The sequence below is a fragment of the Sulfurospirillum sp. HTRB-L1 genome, assembly GCF_059415125.1.
Genome location: NZ_JCAHZR010000002.1, coordinates 397,483 through 412,373 on the forward strand (window position 1 = coordinate 397,483; position 14,891 = coordinate 412,373).

General features: G+C 48.0%; 12 protein-coding genes. 2 read left to right on the forward strand and 10 right to left on the reverse strand.

The annotated features are described in order from the left end of the window. The first annotated feature begins 68 nt into the window (after positions 1–68). Both AC5SLM_RS04755 and miaA read left to right on the forward strand, forming a co-directional pair. Positions 69–1,313, forward strand: a complete 1,245-nt coding sequence (locus AC5SLM_RS04755) for an NAD(P)/FAD-dependent oxidoreductase (RefSeq protein ID WP_495249787.1) — start codon at positions 69–71, stop codon at positions 1,311–1,313. Continuing rightward, positions 1,310–2,203, forward strand: coding sequence for a tRNA (adenosine(37)-N6)-dimethylallyltransferase MiaA (gene miaA, locus AC5SLM_RS04760; RefSeq protein ID WP_495249788.1), 894 nt, complete (start codon positions 1,310–1,312; stop codon positions 2,201–2,203). The genes AC5SLM_RS04755 and miaA overlap by 4 nt, the downstream gene beginning before the upstream one ends. A gap of 5 nt (positions 2,204–2,208) precedes the next feature. Here miaA and AC5SLM_RS04765 read toward each other — a convergent pair whose 3' ends face one another. The 10 genes from AC5SLM_RS04765 to AC5SLM_RS04810 all read right to left on the reverse strand — a co-directional run bounded on the left by AC5SLM_RS04765 (position 2,209) and on the right by AC5SLM_RS04810 (position 14,888). After that, positions 2,209–2,499, reverse strand: coding sequence for a hypothetical protein (locus AC5SLM_RS04765; RefSeq protein WP_495249789.1), 291 nt, complete (start codon positions 2,497–2,499; stop codon positions 2,209–2,211). Positions 2,500–2,679: 180 nt separating this feature from the next. Beyond that, entirely contained in the window at positions 2,680–5,061 is a 2,382-nt protein-coding gene (locus AC5SLM_RS04770; protein WP_495249790.1) for a tetratricopeptide repeat protein, read from the reverse strand. 39 nt (positions 5,062–5,100) lie between these two features. Continuing rightward, a complete protein-coding gene (gene nuoN / locus AC5SLM_RS04775) occupies positions 5,101–6,582 on the reverse strand; it encodes an NADH-quinone oxidoreductase subunit NuoN (RefSeq protein WP_495249791.1) in 1,482 nt (493 codons plus the stop codon). Beyond that, positions 6,582–8,108 (reverse strand): NADH-quinone oxidoreductase subunit M, encoded by a 1,527-nt coding sequence (locus AC5SLM_RS04780; protein WP_495249792.1) that lies wholly within the window; start codon positions 8,106–8,108, stop codon positions 6,582–6,584. The genes nuoN and AC5SLM_RS04780 overlap by 1 nt, the downstream gene beginning before the upstream one ends. Positions 8,109–8,119: 11 nt before the next feature. Next, positions 8,120–9,973, reverse strand: a complete 1,854-nt coding sequence (gene nuoL, locus AC5SLM_RS04785) for an NADH-quinone oxidoreductase subunit L (RefSeq protein ID WP_495249793.1) — start codon at positions 9,971–9,973, stop codon at positions 8,120–8,122. A 3-nt stretch (positions 9,974–9,976) separates the two neighbouring features. Beyond that, a complete protein-coding gene (gene nuoK, locus AC5SLM_RS04790) occupies positions 9,977–10,279 on the reverse strand; it encodes an NADH-quinone oxidoreductase subunit NuoK (protein WP_205458504.1) in 303 nt (100 codons plus the stop codon). Continuing rightward, positions 10,276–10,824 (reverse strand): NADH-quinone oxidoreductase subunit J, encoded by a 549-nt coding sequence (locus tag AC5SLM_RS04795; protein WP_495249794.1) that lies wholly within the window; start codon positions 10,822–10,824, stop codon positions 10,276–10,278. Before AC5SLM_RS04795 ends, nuoK begins: the two co-directional genes overlap by 4 nt. A gap of 8 nt (positions 10,825–10,832) precedes the next feature. Continuing rightward, positions 10,833–11,438 (reverse strand): NADH-quinone oxidoreductase subunit NuoI, encoded by a 606-nt coding sequence (gene nuoI / locus AC5SLM_RS04800; protein WP_495249795.1) that lies wholly within the window; start codon positions 11,436–11,438, stop codon positions 10,833–10,835. 8 nt (positions 11,439–11,446) lie between these two features. Then, positions 11,447–12,442 (reverse strand): NADH-quinone oxidoreductase subunit NuoH, encoded by a 996-nt coding sequence (nuoH, locus tag AC5SLM_RS04805; protein WP_495249796.1) that lies wholly within the window; start codon positions 12,440–12,442, stop codon positions 11,447–11,449. After that, positions 12,435–14,888, reverse strand: coding sequence for an NADH-quinone oxidoreductase subunit G (locus AC5SLM_RS04810; protein WP_495249954.1), 2,454 nt, complete (start codon positions 14,886–14,888; stop codon positions 12,435–12,437). Before AC5SLM_RS04810 ends, nuoH begins: the two co-directional genes overlap by 8 nt. Between the last annotated feature and the right edge of the window lie 3 nt (positions 14,889–14,891).

The window sequence follows — 14,891 nt, forward strand, 5'->3', positions numbered from 1 at the left end:
TTAGATTACCAAAAAAAACACAAAGCTTGCTATAATACCCCTTACATGTAACGCAAAAAAGGAAAGCAATGTCCCAATCAGTTGTCATTATCGGCGGAGGCGTTGCGGGCCTCATGAGTGCCTACGCGCTCGTGCAAAAAGGGCATCGCGTCACCATCCTCGACCAAGGCACCATGAGCGGCACCCCTTCTTTTGGCAACGCAGGACTACTCTCCGCTTTTGAAAAAGCGCCCTTGGCTGCCCCAGGCGTCATCACCAAAACCCTCAGGCTCATGCTTCAAGGCAAAAGTCCCATTGTTTTGCGCCCCAACCTTGACCCTCATTTTTACCGCTGGCTCGTGCGCTTTATGGCGAGTACTACCCAAGCGCGCTTGAAAAAAACCCTCATTTTATTTGAACGCTACGGAGAACAAAGCACCCAAGCCTACCACCGCCTCACCCAAGAAGAAGGCCTTGATTTTGACTTTCACCATGATGGGGTGATGCTCGTTTTTACTGATGCCAAAAGTTACCGCGACAAGCTGCGCCACGCCAAAGACCCTACCAAATTCGACGTATTAGACTACGCCTCCGCCAAAGAGCGTTTGGGTTTTGTGAGCCCCAATATCGAAGGAGTCATACACCTCAAACGCAACGCCCGCCTCAACCCTGGGCAACTCATGGAACAACTTAAAGCCTTACTAGAACGCAAGGGGGTTACCTTTGTCTTTGAAGAAGAGATTGTAGATTTTGACGTGAGGGCTGGGCACATTATAAGCGCGCGTAGCAAAACCCGCACCTACGAAGCCGACACGTTCATTTTAGCCTCAGGGCACCAGAGCATGTTGGCCACAAAGCTAGGCACCCCGCTCATGCTGCTTCCTGCCAAAGGGTACAACATCACCTTTGAAATGGAAGAGCACATCAAGCCCAAACACTGTGTCATGTTTAACGACCTGTTTATCATCGCCACCCCGCGTCGACACGACATGCGCTTAACCTCTAAACTCGAAATTGGTGCTGTTGATGCCCATGTTGACAAGCGCCGCGTTGAGAGTATTCTCAAGAATCTTAAAGCCCACACGGTAGAGTTTGAACTCAAAAATCCCCGCTACTGGACAGGGTTTCGGCCTCTTACGCCTAATGACATGCCCCTTATTGGGCGCGATAGCACATACCGCAATATGGTCTATGCGATGGGTTATGGGTGGCTAGGGATGACCTTTGGGCCTGCCCTTGGGGAGATTATCGGGCGATTGATTGATGAGGATTTAGACAACCATCAAAGCGATGATGTGTTGTTGTTTTCAGGTTTCTACCAAGGGTGTTTGTGAAACAAGTGGCTATTCTTGGGCCTACTGCCTCAGGAAAAACGGCGTTAGCCCTAACGTTAGCGCGCCGTTATCACGGGGTTATTTTGTCTTTGGATTCTTTGGCGCTGTACCAAGAGATTGACATTGCTTCTGCCAAACCCACACCGCAAGAACGGGGCGATGTGCCCCATTTTGGCATCGATGTGATTAGCCCAGACACCCCCTTTAACGTGACACTCTTTTTTGACCTTTACCGCCAAGCAAAGGCTTTTGCGCACGAAAAAAGCAAACCACTCATCTTGGTGGGTGGCACAAGTTTTTACCTCAAAGCGATGCTTCAAGGCATGAGCGAAAAACCCCCGATTTCCGCCACAACCAAAGAGCGTGTTCAAGAAGCACTTCAAGATATTGCCTCGGTACAAACCCTTGCCCAAACCCTTGATCCCGTGTTTGCAAACCGCACCGAAAAGTTTGACCGTTACCGTTTGGAAAAATGGCTAGAACTCTACTACGAAACAAAAGAGATTCCCACGACCTTTCAAGCGCGTACCCTGCAAGCACCGCTGATTGACACTTTACCACTTTTTGAAATCGAGGTTGAGCGGGAATTGTTGCGTGAACGCATCAAACAGCGCACCCGTGCCATGTTAGCCCAAGGGTTAGTCACCGAAGTACAAACCCTTGAAGAACGTTATGGCAGGAAGCCTGCGTGCATGAAAGCCATTGGGATTAAAGAGGTGTTGGCTTATTTGGATGGGATGTGGAGTTATGAAAGAATGGAAGAAGCCATTAGCACACACACGGCGCAACTGGCAAAACGCCAGCGCACCTTTAATAAAACGCAGTTTCACCAACCGATTGTCAAAAAACCCGTTGATGCGCTTTTTGAGGCTATTGCCCCTTACATGTAAAGAAACTATTCGTTATCGCGACGTAAAATCTCCAAAACAGACTGAGAATACAACGCAGGGTCAATCGTAAAGAGTGAATGCCAGCGGTTTCGGTCGGGGTCTTTCCACTCTAAAAAATCCAACATTTCACTCTCGCCCCCTGTTGCTACGCGGAGCTTTGGTTTTTTATCAACGGTTTTTACTGTTGTTGGGCCAAGTTTTCGCAAATCCGAAATCTCTTGGGCTCTTAGCTTGCTTGTACTTAAAATCATTTCACGCAAACCTCGGCTTGCACCTCTCACGATATACATTTTCATGCATTACTCCTGTTTTACTTTGATACGCCCTTAAGGCAAAGCGCTACTACCTAAACCGCGCACCTTTTTTCACTCAAAAAGCTATCCAATGCTTTGCATCGCCCGCAAGAGAGACGTTATCCTAGTGGACCAAACCTTCTCGAAAAAGGGCGAAACAAAGTGTTCATTGTAACACGTTTTTTAAGGAATCAATTCAAGATGCTGCTCGCACACCCCTTTCCAAGAACTCTCCTCCACCGCTTCTGCACACTGTTTAAAATAGCCCTTTGCCTCGTCCATTCTTCCTAACTTAGCGCTGAGTTCTCCTGCATAATACTGGGAGCGGATTTTTTCTTGGGGTGAATGCACACGGGGAATGAGCCCCATCGTCACCTCTAAGGCTTCTTCTACTTTTCCTAAACGCTGAAGGGCTTGGATGGTTTCATACTCAAGCTCGGGGGTAAATAAAAAGACATTCATGCGCTCTTGGACCGCCAATGCTTCCTTGGCATAGATTTCCAGTAACAAATCATTGCCTTGGGCCTTCGCGTAACGCATCACCTCGAGGTACACTTCCACGCTTTTATACACCCCTGGTAGCGTGCGCATAATCTCTTGGGCTACCTCAAGCGCCCTTTGGTCCCCTAGGCGCGAAAGGGCAAAAAATTTCTCAAACAACGCTTCTTTTGCCTTGGGTTCTTTCACTAAAATCCCCAAGGCGATGATATCTTCACTTATCTTTACCACTTCGCGCCATCTGTCCACTTTCATCAGCGCTTGGTTAAGGCGCATCATCCATGCCAACCGTGTCCGCAAATCACGCACTTGCACATGGCGGTTAGCCTCCTCTACTGCCGCATCAAACCGCGAAAGGCGCATCAAACATTCAAAGAATTTTTCCCGCTCTTGCAACTGTGCTCCGATACCATACCGCTCAATCAGCATCACTGCCCCTTGGCATTGGTCCTCGCCTAAAAGCAATGTTGTTTGCGCAAAGGCGGACAAGGAGAGTGTTTGCAAGGCTTCTTCTGCCAAGTTCACGTCCCCAATGACACGAAGAGGACCATCCAACTCTAGTACTTGGGCGTATTTTGTCTCTTTGTGGAAAAGTTTTGCTTTTTCCACCAGAGCTTTTTCGGAAATCTCATTGTCATAGCGTTCCATAAGCGTGTCATAGTACGCGGTTAGTTTTGTGCTATTGGTCTCGGCCAATTCAAAAAAGAGGCGGTCTAACCCCTCTTGAACTTGCACAGCAAACTCCCCTTCTGGAAACTGAGTCTGGTAGCGTGTCAGGTATAAATGGCCTTTGGCTACTTCTCCAGACTCTCCGTACCACAACCCTGTGTCTTTCAATAGTACTTCATACAGCGGATGTCCACGGCTTTTGCTAGCAAGCAACGCTTCTGAAATTTGCGCGGCAATATCTTCAAGACGGTTGTGGGCTAACTTTTCTGCTAACTCATACGCAGTGGTTTCATCTTTGAGTAAAAACTCCGCATTGGCATTTAAAATCTTCACAAGGTATTCTTTGGCTTCGTTTACCTTCCCTAGGTCAATACTGTTTTGTGCCAATCGAATTGCCGCTTCTGAGGCCATATCTAAATCTTTGGCCGTGTACAACACGTCGTTATACAACCGTAAGGCTTCGGTACGCTTGGTGCCATTGTAAAGGGTGTCTGCGTAGAGCAAGATGGCCCACTTGGTAAAGCGATTTTCTGGGTACTCGGTAATGAGGATGTCTAAGAAATAATTGGCATCGCTTGAAAATCCCATTCTAAGATAATTTTTAGCCACCACCATGAGGACTTCGGCGATGTTTTCATCGGAGGAAAAGTTTTTCATCCACGCCTTTCCCTCGTTAACCACATCGTTACGGTCAAGGGTAGAAAAAGGATTGGCCTCGTCCACATCCAACAAATGGTCCATAGCGCGGATTTTATACAGGGCAAATTCACTTTTAAAAATGGTTTGAGGGTAGAGCATCATGGCCTCTTGGGCTTGTTCCATCACGTTTTCAAATCGCCCCGCCTCGTAGCTTCGCTTCATGTCCAAATAGGCGTTAATATCGCGACTTCGCACATACCCAATGGGGGCGCCATTTAAATCAAGGGCTCCCACACTGGGCCGTTGAAATTTCGGGTAGGCTACAGGAAAATTAATGCCATCTTCAATCACCGGATTAATAAAGGGCAACTCTTGGTAGATGAGAATTGCCCAATGCTTTGCCTTCCCTCTTGGCGCAAGAGGGGCTTCAATACCCTCATGAAGGGCCACATCCATGTTGTGCATTTTGGAATCAAACGTGGGGGTAATAATGATTTCAAAACTCTCGGCATGTTCCACAAACTCAATCTGCACCAAGGGAGTTTTTTGAGGAGCAATACGGTTGGTTAAAATCTTTTCAAACTGGCAGGTGTATTTTTTTTGGCCTAAAGGAAGGTCGGTAATGAAACATTCAATAGGCGCATCGTTCATCAAATGCAAGATAGCATAGGGGCGATTATTCTCCTGTGCACTGTTGAGCACCAACGTCACAGAGTGCACTGATGAAAGTAAGATAATGAGGGCAAGGAGGTGTTTCATGGGCATCATTATAGCACATGCCCATGAAAACAAAAACGCTTAAAAACCACTCGCGATAACATACTCCGCAATAAACCCAATGAGTGAATCCACGAATAACACCGCACAAAGGGTCATCACAAGAGCGAACCCGATGATGCTTTTTAGCGGCGTGGAAGCATTGATGGCGTAAATACTGCCATCTTTAGCCACAGGGTCTTTTAAGAACATAAACACCACAAGTTTCATGTAATAATACACCGCAAGGGCACTGTTGAGCGCCATCACAACAGCCAAGCCAATGTACCCCGCATTCACCGCAGCGCTCATCAAAAAAAGTTTACCCCAAAAGATAGAAAAGGGCGGAATGCCTGCGAGGGAGAACATAAACACCCCCATGATAGTCGCTGCCATCGGACTGACTTTAACCATCCCTGAAAACTTTGTAAAGGGGTGTTGATATCTAGCGTCCCACAGGTTTTGTTTGTTACGGGCAATCCAGAGCATGGAAAAGGCCCCAAGGTTGGTAAATAAAAACATCATCCAGTACAAAAAGAAGCCCACATTTGCTTGGGTGGTGCCAATCAAAATAGCCGCAAGCACAAAACCTGCGTGGGAAATGGAACTAAAGGCTAACATGCGTTTGACATCGGTTTGCACTAACGCCATTAAATTTGCCAAGGTCATGGTGAGCACAACTGCCACAAAAAGCACATCTTCAAGCCATGTTACGCCTGATTGGGCTAACATTTCAAACAAACGCATCGCCACCACAAAGCCAGCAACTTTAGGCACAATGGACATATACCCTGCTAACGCCGCACTTGAACCCTCATACACATCGGGTGTCCACGTGTGAAAGGGAATAATGGAAAGCTTAAACCCAAGAGCCGCTAACATAAACACCGTAGCCCCAAGGATGCCCACCATTGGGTCAAAACCGCGCTCATAAAGGACGTTAACAATCACGCCAATCTCTACACTTCCAGTAAGCGCGTAAAACAACAAGGCAGAAAAAGCATAAAACCCTGCCGCTAGTGCTCCCATGGTGAAATATTTGATAGCCGCTTCAATGGCTTTGAGGCGGTTATGCATCGCAATCATGGTGTACAGGGCTAATGAGGCTGTCTCCAAACCAATAAAAATCAAAATCAAGTTGTCGCTTGAGACCATGAACAAAAATCCTGCCACCATGAACAAAAAGAGGGCAAAAAATTCAGGCATGGTAAACTCATGAAAACGTTTAGAACTCAAGGCCAAAGGAATAAACAAGACCGAGGTTACCAAGATAATCAACCCCGAAAGCACCGCAATGCCGTCCATGAGCATCATGTCAAAAAAGCCACGCTCCGAACCACTAAGCCCTAAGGTTGCTCCGATGGAAAGCAGCATCACCAACACAGCAATCATGGTATAAAAACTGCGTGAGAGGTCGCGTTTAAACAAGTCAATACAAAGAATCGCAAGGGCACCGACCACCAAAATCAAGGTGGGCATCAAGGTTGCCATATTAAGCGTTGCTAGGTCAATGGAAATAGGCATTAGCGCACCTCCCCTACAGTATTTACTTCCTGGAGCAATAACTTAGTCTCTTGGCGTTCTGCTTTTTGCTCCATCAGTGAAATCATTTTTTTCACACTTGCATCCACGGGTCCTAAAATAGGCTTGGGGTAAACCCCCAAAAGCACCACCAAAACGACTAACGGCACCAAGGCAGTTAGTTCTCTACTGTTTAGGTCAGAGAGCCCACGGTTGGCCTCATTGGTGATTACTCCAAAGAAAGAACGCTTGTACAGTGTTAGCATGTAAATGGCACCTAGAATGATGCCCGTACCCGCCAAAGCAGTTAGTACCATGCTCACCTTGAAAAAGCCCATCAAGGCCAAAAACTCGCCCACAAACCCAATGGTGAGCGGCAAGCCAACCGAACCCATAAGCATGATGCCAAAGACCGTTGCAAAGCCAGGCATTACCGAAGCTAAGCCCCCAAATTCGCTCATTAATTTGGTGTGGCGCCGTTCGTAAATGACCCCCACAAGCATAAACAGCGCACCGCTCACAATCCCATGGGAAATCATCAAGAAAATTGACCCCGTGATGCCCTCAGCATTCAAAGCGAAAGTGCCTAGTACGATAATCCCCATATGGGAGATAGAACTGTAGGCAATGACTTGTTTCATGTCTTCTTGGGCATACGCAATCATCGCCGCGTAAATGACCATCACAATGGCCACAATGGCAATAGGAATCATAAAGGTTACCGTTGCATCGGGAAACAACGGAAGGGAGAAGCGCACAAACCCATACGTTCCCATCTTTAAAAGTACGGCGGCTAAAATCACCGAACCAATGGTCGGTGCTTGCCCATGGGCATAGGGAAGCCACGTGTGAAAAGGCACCATGGGTACCTTGATGGCAAAACCCAAGAAAAAGGCGCCAAAGAGCCACAGCTGGAAGCCATAAGGCACTTGGAGCAAATGCCAATCAGGAAGCGCAAAACTCCACACGCCCGTGGTTTGAAAATACAAATAGGCCATAAACAAGATACCCACAAGCATAAACACAGACCCAAAAAAGGTGTAGAGGAAAAATTTTACCGCGGCATAAATGCGCTCTCCCGAACCCCATGCTCCAATGATATAAAGCATCGGCAAGAGAGACATTTCCCAAAAGACGTAAAACAAGATGACATCAAGGCTTAAAAACACACCCACCATGGTCATTTCCAAAAAGAGCACGGAAATCACAAGGTTTTTTACATCTTCTTTAATGCTAAGCCCGATGAGTGCAATGAGGGTCATAAAGGCACTTAGGATGACCAAAAAGAGTGAAATGCCATCCACTCCAAGGTAATAACTTACCCCAAACTGGGCGATGAGCGGCGCGTATTCCACAAACTGAAAGCCCGCGTTGGTGGTATCAAACCCAACCCACAGCCACAGCGTCAAACACAATTCAATGGCCGCCACACTAATGGCGTACGCCTTGGCACTTTCTTTGTGCACAACAAACCCAAGCAACCCCGCAAAGGCTGGAAAAAAGATAATAAGTGAAAGTATATGGTCCATCAAGCGGCTCCTTAAGGTCGGTAGAAAACGGCTAAGACTAACAAGGTCACCAAGCCCACAACCATCCAACGTAGCATCGTTGAAAGATTGCCAGTTTGCATGCCATTGGCACCTTTTCCAAGGCGCACCAAGGTGCCCGCAATCACATCCACCGTTTTATCCACAATCTTTTGATCCACGTTTTTCCACATGAACGTAGAAAGAGAGGTAAAAGGCTTCATGATGCCCTCTTTGTACAGTTGGGGAATGTAGTATTGGTTGGAAAGCAATTTATAGCAAAAGCGCTCTTCCATCCACACAGGAAACCCGCCTTTTTTGCCGTACATGTAAACCGCAAACCCAATCCCACTAAGGGCGATGAGCAAGGTTCCCCCGATGAGCAAATACGCTGTCGAATGAGGAATATGCATGGAATATTCAGGCAACAAGGTTGTCACGAAACGGTGGAAGCCTTTTTCAAAAAATCCTGCCACAACGGCCAAGACCCCAAGGGGTGCCATCGCCATAAGCACATAGGTGTAGGCTTCGTGGGGATGAATGCCGTGTTTTTCGTGCTCTTTTTTTCCAAAGAACACAAGCATCACCAAACGGAAGCTGTAAAATGCCGTGAGTCCCGCCCCGATAAACAAAGCGCCCCACAACACATACGCCCCTTCGTTAAAGGCCACTTCAAGGATTTTATCTTTAGAGAAAAAGCCCGCAAAGGGGTAAATCCCTGCTAAGGCAATGGAAGCTAAGACCATCAAAATAGCCGTGACTTTCATGCTTTCATACAAACCGCCCATTTTTTTAATGTTAAGCTCATCGTGCATGGCGTGCATGACATTGCCCGCACCCAAGAACAAGAGGGATTTAAAAAAGGCATGGGTCATGAGGTGAAACAGCGCAATCCAATACGCCCCAAGGCCTGCTGCTACAAACATGTAGCCCAGTTGCGACAAGGTTGAGTACGCGATGATGCGTTTGAGGTCATTGTTCACGAGCGCCATCGTCGCGGCAAAGACCGCCACAAACGCCCCCAATGAAGCGATAAAAAACCCAACTTGCGGGATGATTTCATAAATCGGGTGGGCGCGGATGACCAAATACACCCCCGCAGTCACCATGGTTGCGGCATGGATGAGCGCGGAGACTGGCGTGGGGCCTTCCATGGCATCAGCCAGCCAAGTATGTAGGGGGAATTGGGCCGATTTTCCCATCGCACCGATAAAGAGCAAGATGCCAATGAGTGCCACCACCGAAGGTGCTACAAATTCGATGCGTTCAAATACGGCATCGTACTGCAAGCTTCCCACGTGCCAGTAGATGAGAAAAAGGCCCATAAGCATGCCAAGATCGGCAATACGGTTCATGATAAAGGCTTCATTGGCCGCCCATGAGGCGGAATGCTTGTGGTACCAAAAGCCAATCAAGAGCCATGAACACAGACCTACTCCCTCCCAGCCGATGAACAAGCCCACGAAGTTATCACTCATGATTAAAATCATCATGGAAAACACAAAGGCAGAAAGGTAGGAAAAGTAGCGGTTAAATCCTTTGTCGTGGTCCATGTAGCCGATGGAGTACACATGCACGGCCGTAGAGACCACCGTGACGGTGACCATCATAATGACAGACACTTGGTCTACCACAAAACCAAAAGGAATACTAAAACTTCCCGCACTTATCCAATCAAAAAGCGTTACATGTACACGGGTAGAGGCATCCACATGGGAGAGTAAGACCAACGAAGCTACCATGGAAACCGCTAAGAGCAAGGAGGTAACGATGCCCGTTAAAAGCATCTTGGGGCGCGCACCAAAAAGTGCTGCAAACAACGAACCCACCAGTGGAGCAAACAGTGCGGTATAAAGTAGTTGTTCCATGGGCTATCCTTTCATGATTTGCAAGCTATCAAGGTCAATACTGCCCGTGCGCTTGTACCATAAGACTAACAGTCCTAATCCCACTGCCACTTCACTTGCGGCCACTGCGATGATAAAAAAGGCAAAGATTTGCCCTGTGATATCCCCGTAAAACTTTGACACGGCGGCAAAGCCAACATTGGCCGCATTTAAAAGAATTTCCGTGGAAAAGAAGAGCATCAAGAGGTTTTTGCGCCGCATAATCCCCACCAAACCAATGGCAAACATCGCGCCTGCCACCACAAGGTAATGTGTTAGGGTAATCATAATGCCTCCTCTTTTGGGTCTTCGTCATGGAGTGTGATGCTGTGGTCTAGTCGCTTGCTTACCAAGATAATCCCCGAAATCATCGCCACAAGCAGCATTACCGCCGCGAGTTCAAAGGGGGCAAGGTATTTGGTAAAGAGTACCAACCCAATGGTTTGGACGTTTCCAAGTTCTGCACTCACAGGGTAGGTTGCTTCAATGTTCGCCCCAAAAATTGGTGCGGCTACAATCACCACAATCAGTACAGCGCTAAACAAGGAGAGCGCGTAGAGGGTTTTTTTGCATTCGGTTTTTTCCCGGACTTCTTGAGTGGTGTCAAAAAACATCATCCCAAAGGCGTACAAGGCCATCACCGCCCCTGAGTAGACGATGATTTGCACTACGCCTAAAAACTCCGCGTCTAGGAGAAAAAAGAATCCTGAGATGAAAATCATCCCGCCCGCCAATGCGCTCATGGAATACAGCGCATTTTTGCTCAACACGGTGACGCTAAACATCCCCAGTGTCAAGGCTGAAAAAAGGTAAAAGGCTATTGCTTCATACATCGTAACCCCTAATATGCTAACGGTGTTTTTGTGACCCATTGGTCTGCTTCTTTTGAAAGCGCCCCAAAGCCATCGTATTCACGCTGTTTGTTTGCTCGAAATGTTTCTAACGGTGTAAGCATGTCTTCTTTGAGTGCAAAATGGGCCCGCTGTTCGCTGGCATTTTCGTACTCTCCCCCATGCACAATGGCAAGCTCTGGACACACCTCAGCGCAAAACCCGCAAAAGATACATCGCCCAAAATTAATGGTGTACTCGCTCACTTTTTTGCGCCCATCTTCGCCTAGTTTAGTGTCCATGCGAATGCAATTGGCGATGCAGATTTTTTCGCACAACCCACAGCCAATACAACGTTCATTCCCACTTTCTACCAATACCAAGAGTTTGTGAATCGCGCGGTAACGCGGGCTCATAGGAATCTTTTCAAGAGGGTATTGGATGGTTGCGCAATTGTCTTTTTTAATCATTTCTCGAAATACAATCCAAAGCCCCACAAAAAGCTCGCCCTTAAAGGTGCGCGCAATCACTTGTTTAAACTGTTCCCACGGCGTAGTGGGATGCACTTCTTCTTGGACGTACATGTAAGCGCTGTTTCGCGTGTTTAATGGTTTCATAACCCCTCCTAAAGTATCACAATGCCCGTGATAAGGATGTTAAGAAGCGCTAAAGGCATGAGCACTTTCCAACACAACCACATGAGCTGATCTGGGCGAATATGTGGCCACGCGGCCCGCACCCACATAAAAAAGAAAATCAAAAAACAGACTTTTAAGATAATCGCCAAAGCCCCAGGGATAAACCACATAGGGTTAAACCCGCCGAGGAAAATCAACGAAACCAAAAAAGAGGCCGTAAACATGTTGGCGTATTCTCCGATGAAGAACATCCCCCAACGCATCCCCGAATACTCGGTACCATACCCCGCTGTAATCTCTGTTTCATGCTCCAAAAGGTCAAAAGGCGTTCGGTTGGTTTCGGCAAAAATAGCGATGACAAACAGCACAAACGCCAAAGGCTGTTTCCAAATAATCCACTCCGCAACCCCGCCTATTTGGTAGTTGTTAATGTCAATGAGCGACAAGGACCCAATAATCATAATGGGTGCAAGCAAGGCAAATCCTGAAACCACTTCAAACGAAAGCAGTTGCACCACCGCTCTTGCCGAAGCTAACAATCCCCACTTATTGGCACTGCTCATCCCTGCAAGCAGTGGCGCATACATGCTCACCGAAGCCACACCCATAACGAACAACACGCCCACGCCCACGTCTGCTAAGATAGGACGCACCGTATGGCCAAAAAGGGTGAATTCGGGAAACAACGGCACGGCGGCCAAGGCTGTCATGGCCGCAATAGCGGCGATGAGTGGCGCGATGAGAAAGATGGGCTTGACCACATTTTTGGGCACCACGTCTTCTTTGGTAAAGAGCTTAATCATGTCCGCAACCAATTGCAACAACCCGTAAGGTCCGACCATCATTGGCCCCAAGCGGCGTTGCATAAAGGCCAAAATCTTTCGCTCCACATACGTCGCAAACCCTGCCAACGCCGAAAACAGCGCAATAATCACAAGGGCTTTTACGAGGGTTTCAATCACATAGGCCATCTCACTACTCATGGCTCACTCCTTCAAACGTTACCTGCGCAAAACGGTACCCTGTAAAAAACGGCGCCGTTTCAAGTTTGGTGTCAAAGGTGGGTAGGTAGGGAATCATGCCCTCCCATAAAGGGTCGACTTTCATCGCCACCACCAACGTGTGCCCCTCTTGCCCTATCAGTTTTACCATTTGCCCGTCTTTCCAGCCTTTGGCTTCCAAAAACGCCAAAGAGACATACAAAGCCCCTGCTTCGTTAAGCTGATGGGCTTTGTTGGTAAAGGGACTAAACTGGTGCACAGGGTTCGCACGGTACACCAAACTCTCATCAAAAACGCTTACATGTAAAGGTGCAAGCTCCTCTTGGGGTGTGCATGTGCTTACATGTAAGCTATACCCGCGAAGCTGTGTGCCATCATTTGCAAAGCAATTGGGCAAGGTGTCAAAGGGCCTTGCTTCATACCCTTTATCTTGAGGTAATTGCTCAGTGTAATCCACCGTTAATGCCGCCTTAACCCCAAGGGCATTGGCGATGTCATTGAGGCAATACCCCTCATAGGCAAGGGCCACATTGGTGGGCACAACACGCTTGTCCATGTTGGTAAAGGTCCCCTCTTGTTGGTTAAGGGCAGGCATGTCTAGGGTTCCTTTGCCTAGGGCGCTAAGCACCATGTCGCCTTTTTCGTTATAGCCAAGCACCTTACCCGCTGGCACTTCGTCTAATTCGCACAACAAAGCGACGCCTAACGTATTGGTTTGTGAAGGGATGAGTAGCACCTCAAAAGGGGTATACCTCGCGATAAGCCCCAAGAGTTTGCTCAGTTCTTTGGCGCGCGGATGGGCGTAAAGGTCTTCCCCTGCAATCAGGCTAAAGCGCTCTTTTTTTTCTAAAAGCTTTTGGATACTCTCATCCAAATCCTCCACCCCCATGGTTTCCCACAAGGTGTTTTGTGTCACTTCTACGGTTTTTGTCACGGTCTTAGTAACACTCTTTTCAACCTCTTTACTCTCGCCCGTTGCCTCATCAACCACCGTTTCTGTAACAACTTCTTTGACAACCTCGCTCACCTCTTTAGTGCCCTTTACTAAAAAGCCTTCTAGCATACTGGCTAGGGAGGCGGGCATCTCTTGTCTAAAACGGCCAAGCAACCACAACAGCACAGCTTCTTCGCTTCCGACCTTGTGTGTCACGCTTAGCATGTTTTTTGAATACCCCGACACCACCGCGTCAGGCACAGGGTGGAAATAGACCCCCGCTCCCTTGTTCATGGTCAAGGCATTATTAAAGGCGTACCCCGCATTGGGCGCGTCGGTTTTAAGGGCCGTTCCCAAGGCAACGATAAAATCGCTTTGGGTGAGGGTTTCAAGGGTGGCACCGTAAAGGCTTTTCCCACTCGTACTCGCAAACCCTGCTAAAAAATCTTGGTAGGCTTTGGCATCGGGATTCACGAGGCGAAGGCCCAGTTTTTCTTTGAGTTTTTGCAAGATAAAGGCTTCTTCATTGGTGATAAAGCTATTAAACCGTACGGTTTTTAATTCTCCACTTTGCAAGGCATGCACAACACTCTTAAAAGCCTCTTGGTCTTTTGCCGCCACCGTGTTTTCAAAATCATACCCGTAACGCGCTGCGCCGTTTAGGGTACCAAAATGAATGTCATTAGTGACGCGGTAAATGGTCTCTTTAGGCTGTTCAATATTTTTGTGCCGCACTTCATAATACAACAACGCGCAATCGCTGCTGTGGGGGTTAGACGCAGGGATTCTTCTTAACTCCCACGCATTAGCGCGGTACTGAAAGTCCGTTCCCACCAACGCTCCCACAGGACACACGGCCGTACACTCCCCACAAAACGTACACGAAAGGGTTTCGCCTTGCGTGGGTCCAATGAGGGATTTTTGCAGCTTGTTCCACATGGCAAAGGCGTCTTTGGGCACCTTCTCTTTCCACTCTTTATCCAGTGGCTCACCGCCGCGCGGAACGGTTTTTAGGGCCGCTTCTCCGATTTTATCTTTACACACGGTGATGCAGCGTTCGCACACGATGCACAAGGAAGGGTCGTAATGAATCTTTCCCCATGTTTTGGCAGGACGGTGGGTGTCTTGGATGGCAAAGGCTTGGTGGTCTACGCCCATTTCAAGGGTGTAATTTTGAAGCTCGCATTCCCCACTTTGGTCGCACACCCCACACTCAAGGGGATGATTGATGTCATACACTTGCATGATGGCTTTGCGTTCCGCCGCAATCTCTTCGGTTTTGGTCACAACACTCATGCCCTCTTTGGCCTTGGCGTTGCACGCGTAAGCACGTTTGCCGTCGATATCTACTAGGCATAGCCGACAGGCAAGCGTGGGTGAACATCCGCTGACGTAACACAGCGCAGGAATAAAAATGCGGTTGCGTCGCGCGACATTTAAAACAAACTCCCCTTCTGTTGCTTGACAAGGGATTTGGTCAATTGTAATTGTAATCAT

What these genes read in the sequence shown, in the direction of transcription:
- AC5SLM_RS04755 (WP_495249787.1), top strand. Translation starts at nt 69, where the DNA reads ATGTCCCAATCAGTTGTCATTATCGGCGGAGGCGTTGCGGGCCTCATG.
- AC5SLM_RS04765 (WP_495249789.1), bottom strand. Translation starts at nt 2,499, where the DNA reads ATGAAAATGTATATCGTGAGAGGTGCAAGCCGAGGTTTGCGTGAAATG.
- AC5SLM_RS04770 (WP_495249790.1), bottom strand. Translation starts at nt 5,061, where the DNA reads ATGAAACACCTCCTTGCCCTCATTATCTTACTTTCATCAGTGCACTCT.
- nuoN (WP_495249791.1), bottom strand. Translation starts at nt 6,582, where the DNA reads ATGCCTATTTCCATTGACCTAGCAACGCTTAATATGGCAACCTTGATG.
- AC5SLM_RS04780 (WP_495249792.1), bottom strand. Translation starts at nt 8,108, where the DNA reads ATGGACCATATACTTTCACTTATTATCTTTTTTCCAGCCTTTGCGGGG.
- nuoL (WP_495249793.1), bottom strand. Translation starts at nt 9,973, where the DNA reads ATGGAACAACTACTTTATACCGCACTGTTTGCTCCACTGGTGGGTTCG.
- nuoK (WP_205458504.1), bottom strand. Translation starts at nt 10,279, where the DNA reads ATGATTACCCTAACACATTACCTTGTGGTGGCAGGCGCGATGTTTGCC.
- AC5SLM_RS04795 (WP_495249794.1), bottom strand. Translation starts at nt 10,824, where the DNA reads ATGTATGAAGCAATAGCCTTTTACCTTTTTTCAGCCTTGACACTGGGG.
- nuoI (WP_495249795.1), bottom strand. Translation starts at nt 11,438, where the DNA reads ATGAAACCATTAAACACGCGAAACAGCGCTTACATGTACGTCCAAGAA.
- nuoH (WP_495249796.1), bottom strand. Translation starts at nt 12,442, where the DNA reads ATGAGTAGTGAGATGGCCTATGTGATTGAAACCCTCGTAAAAGCCCTT.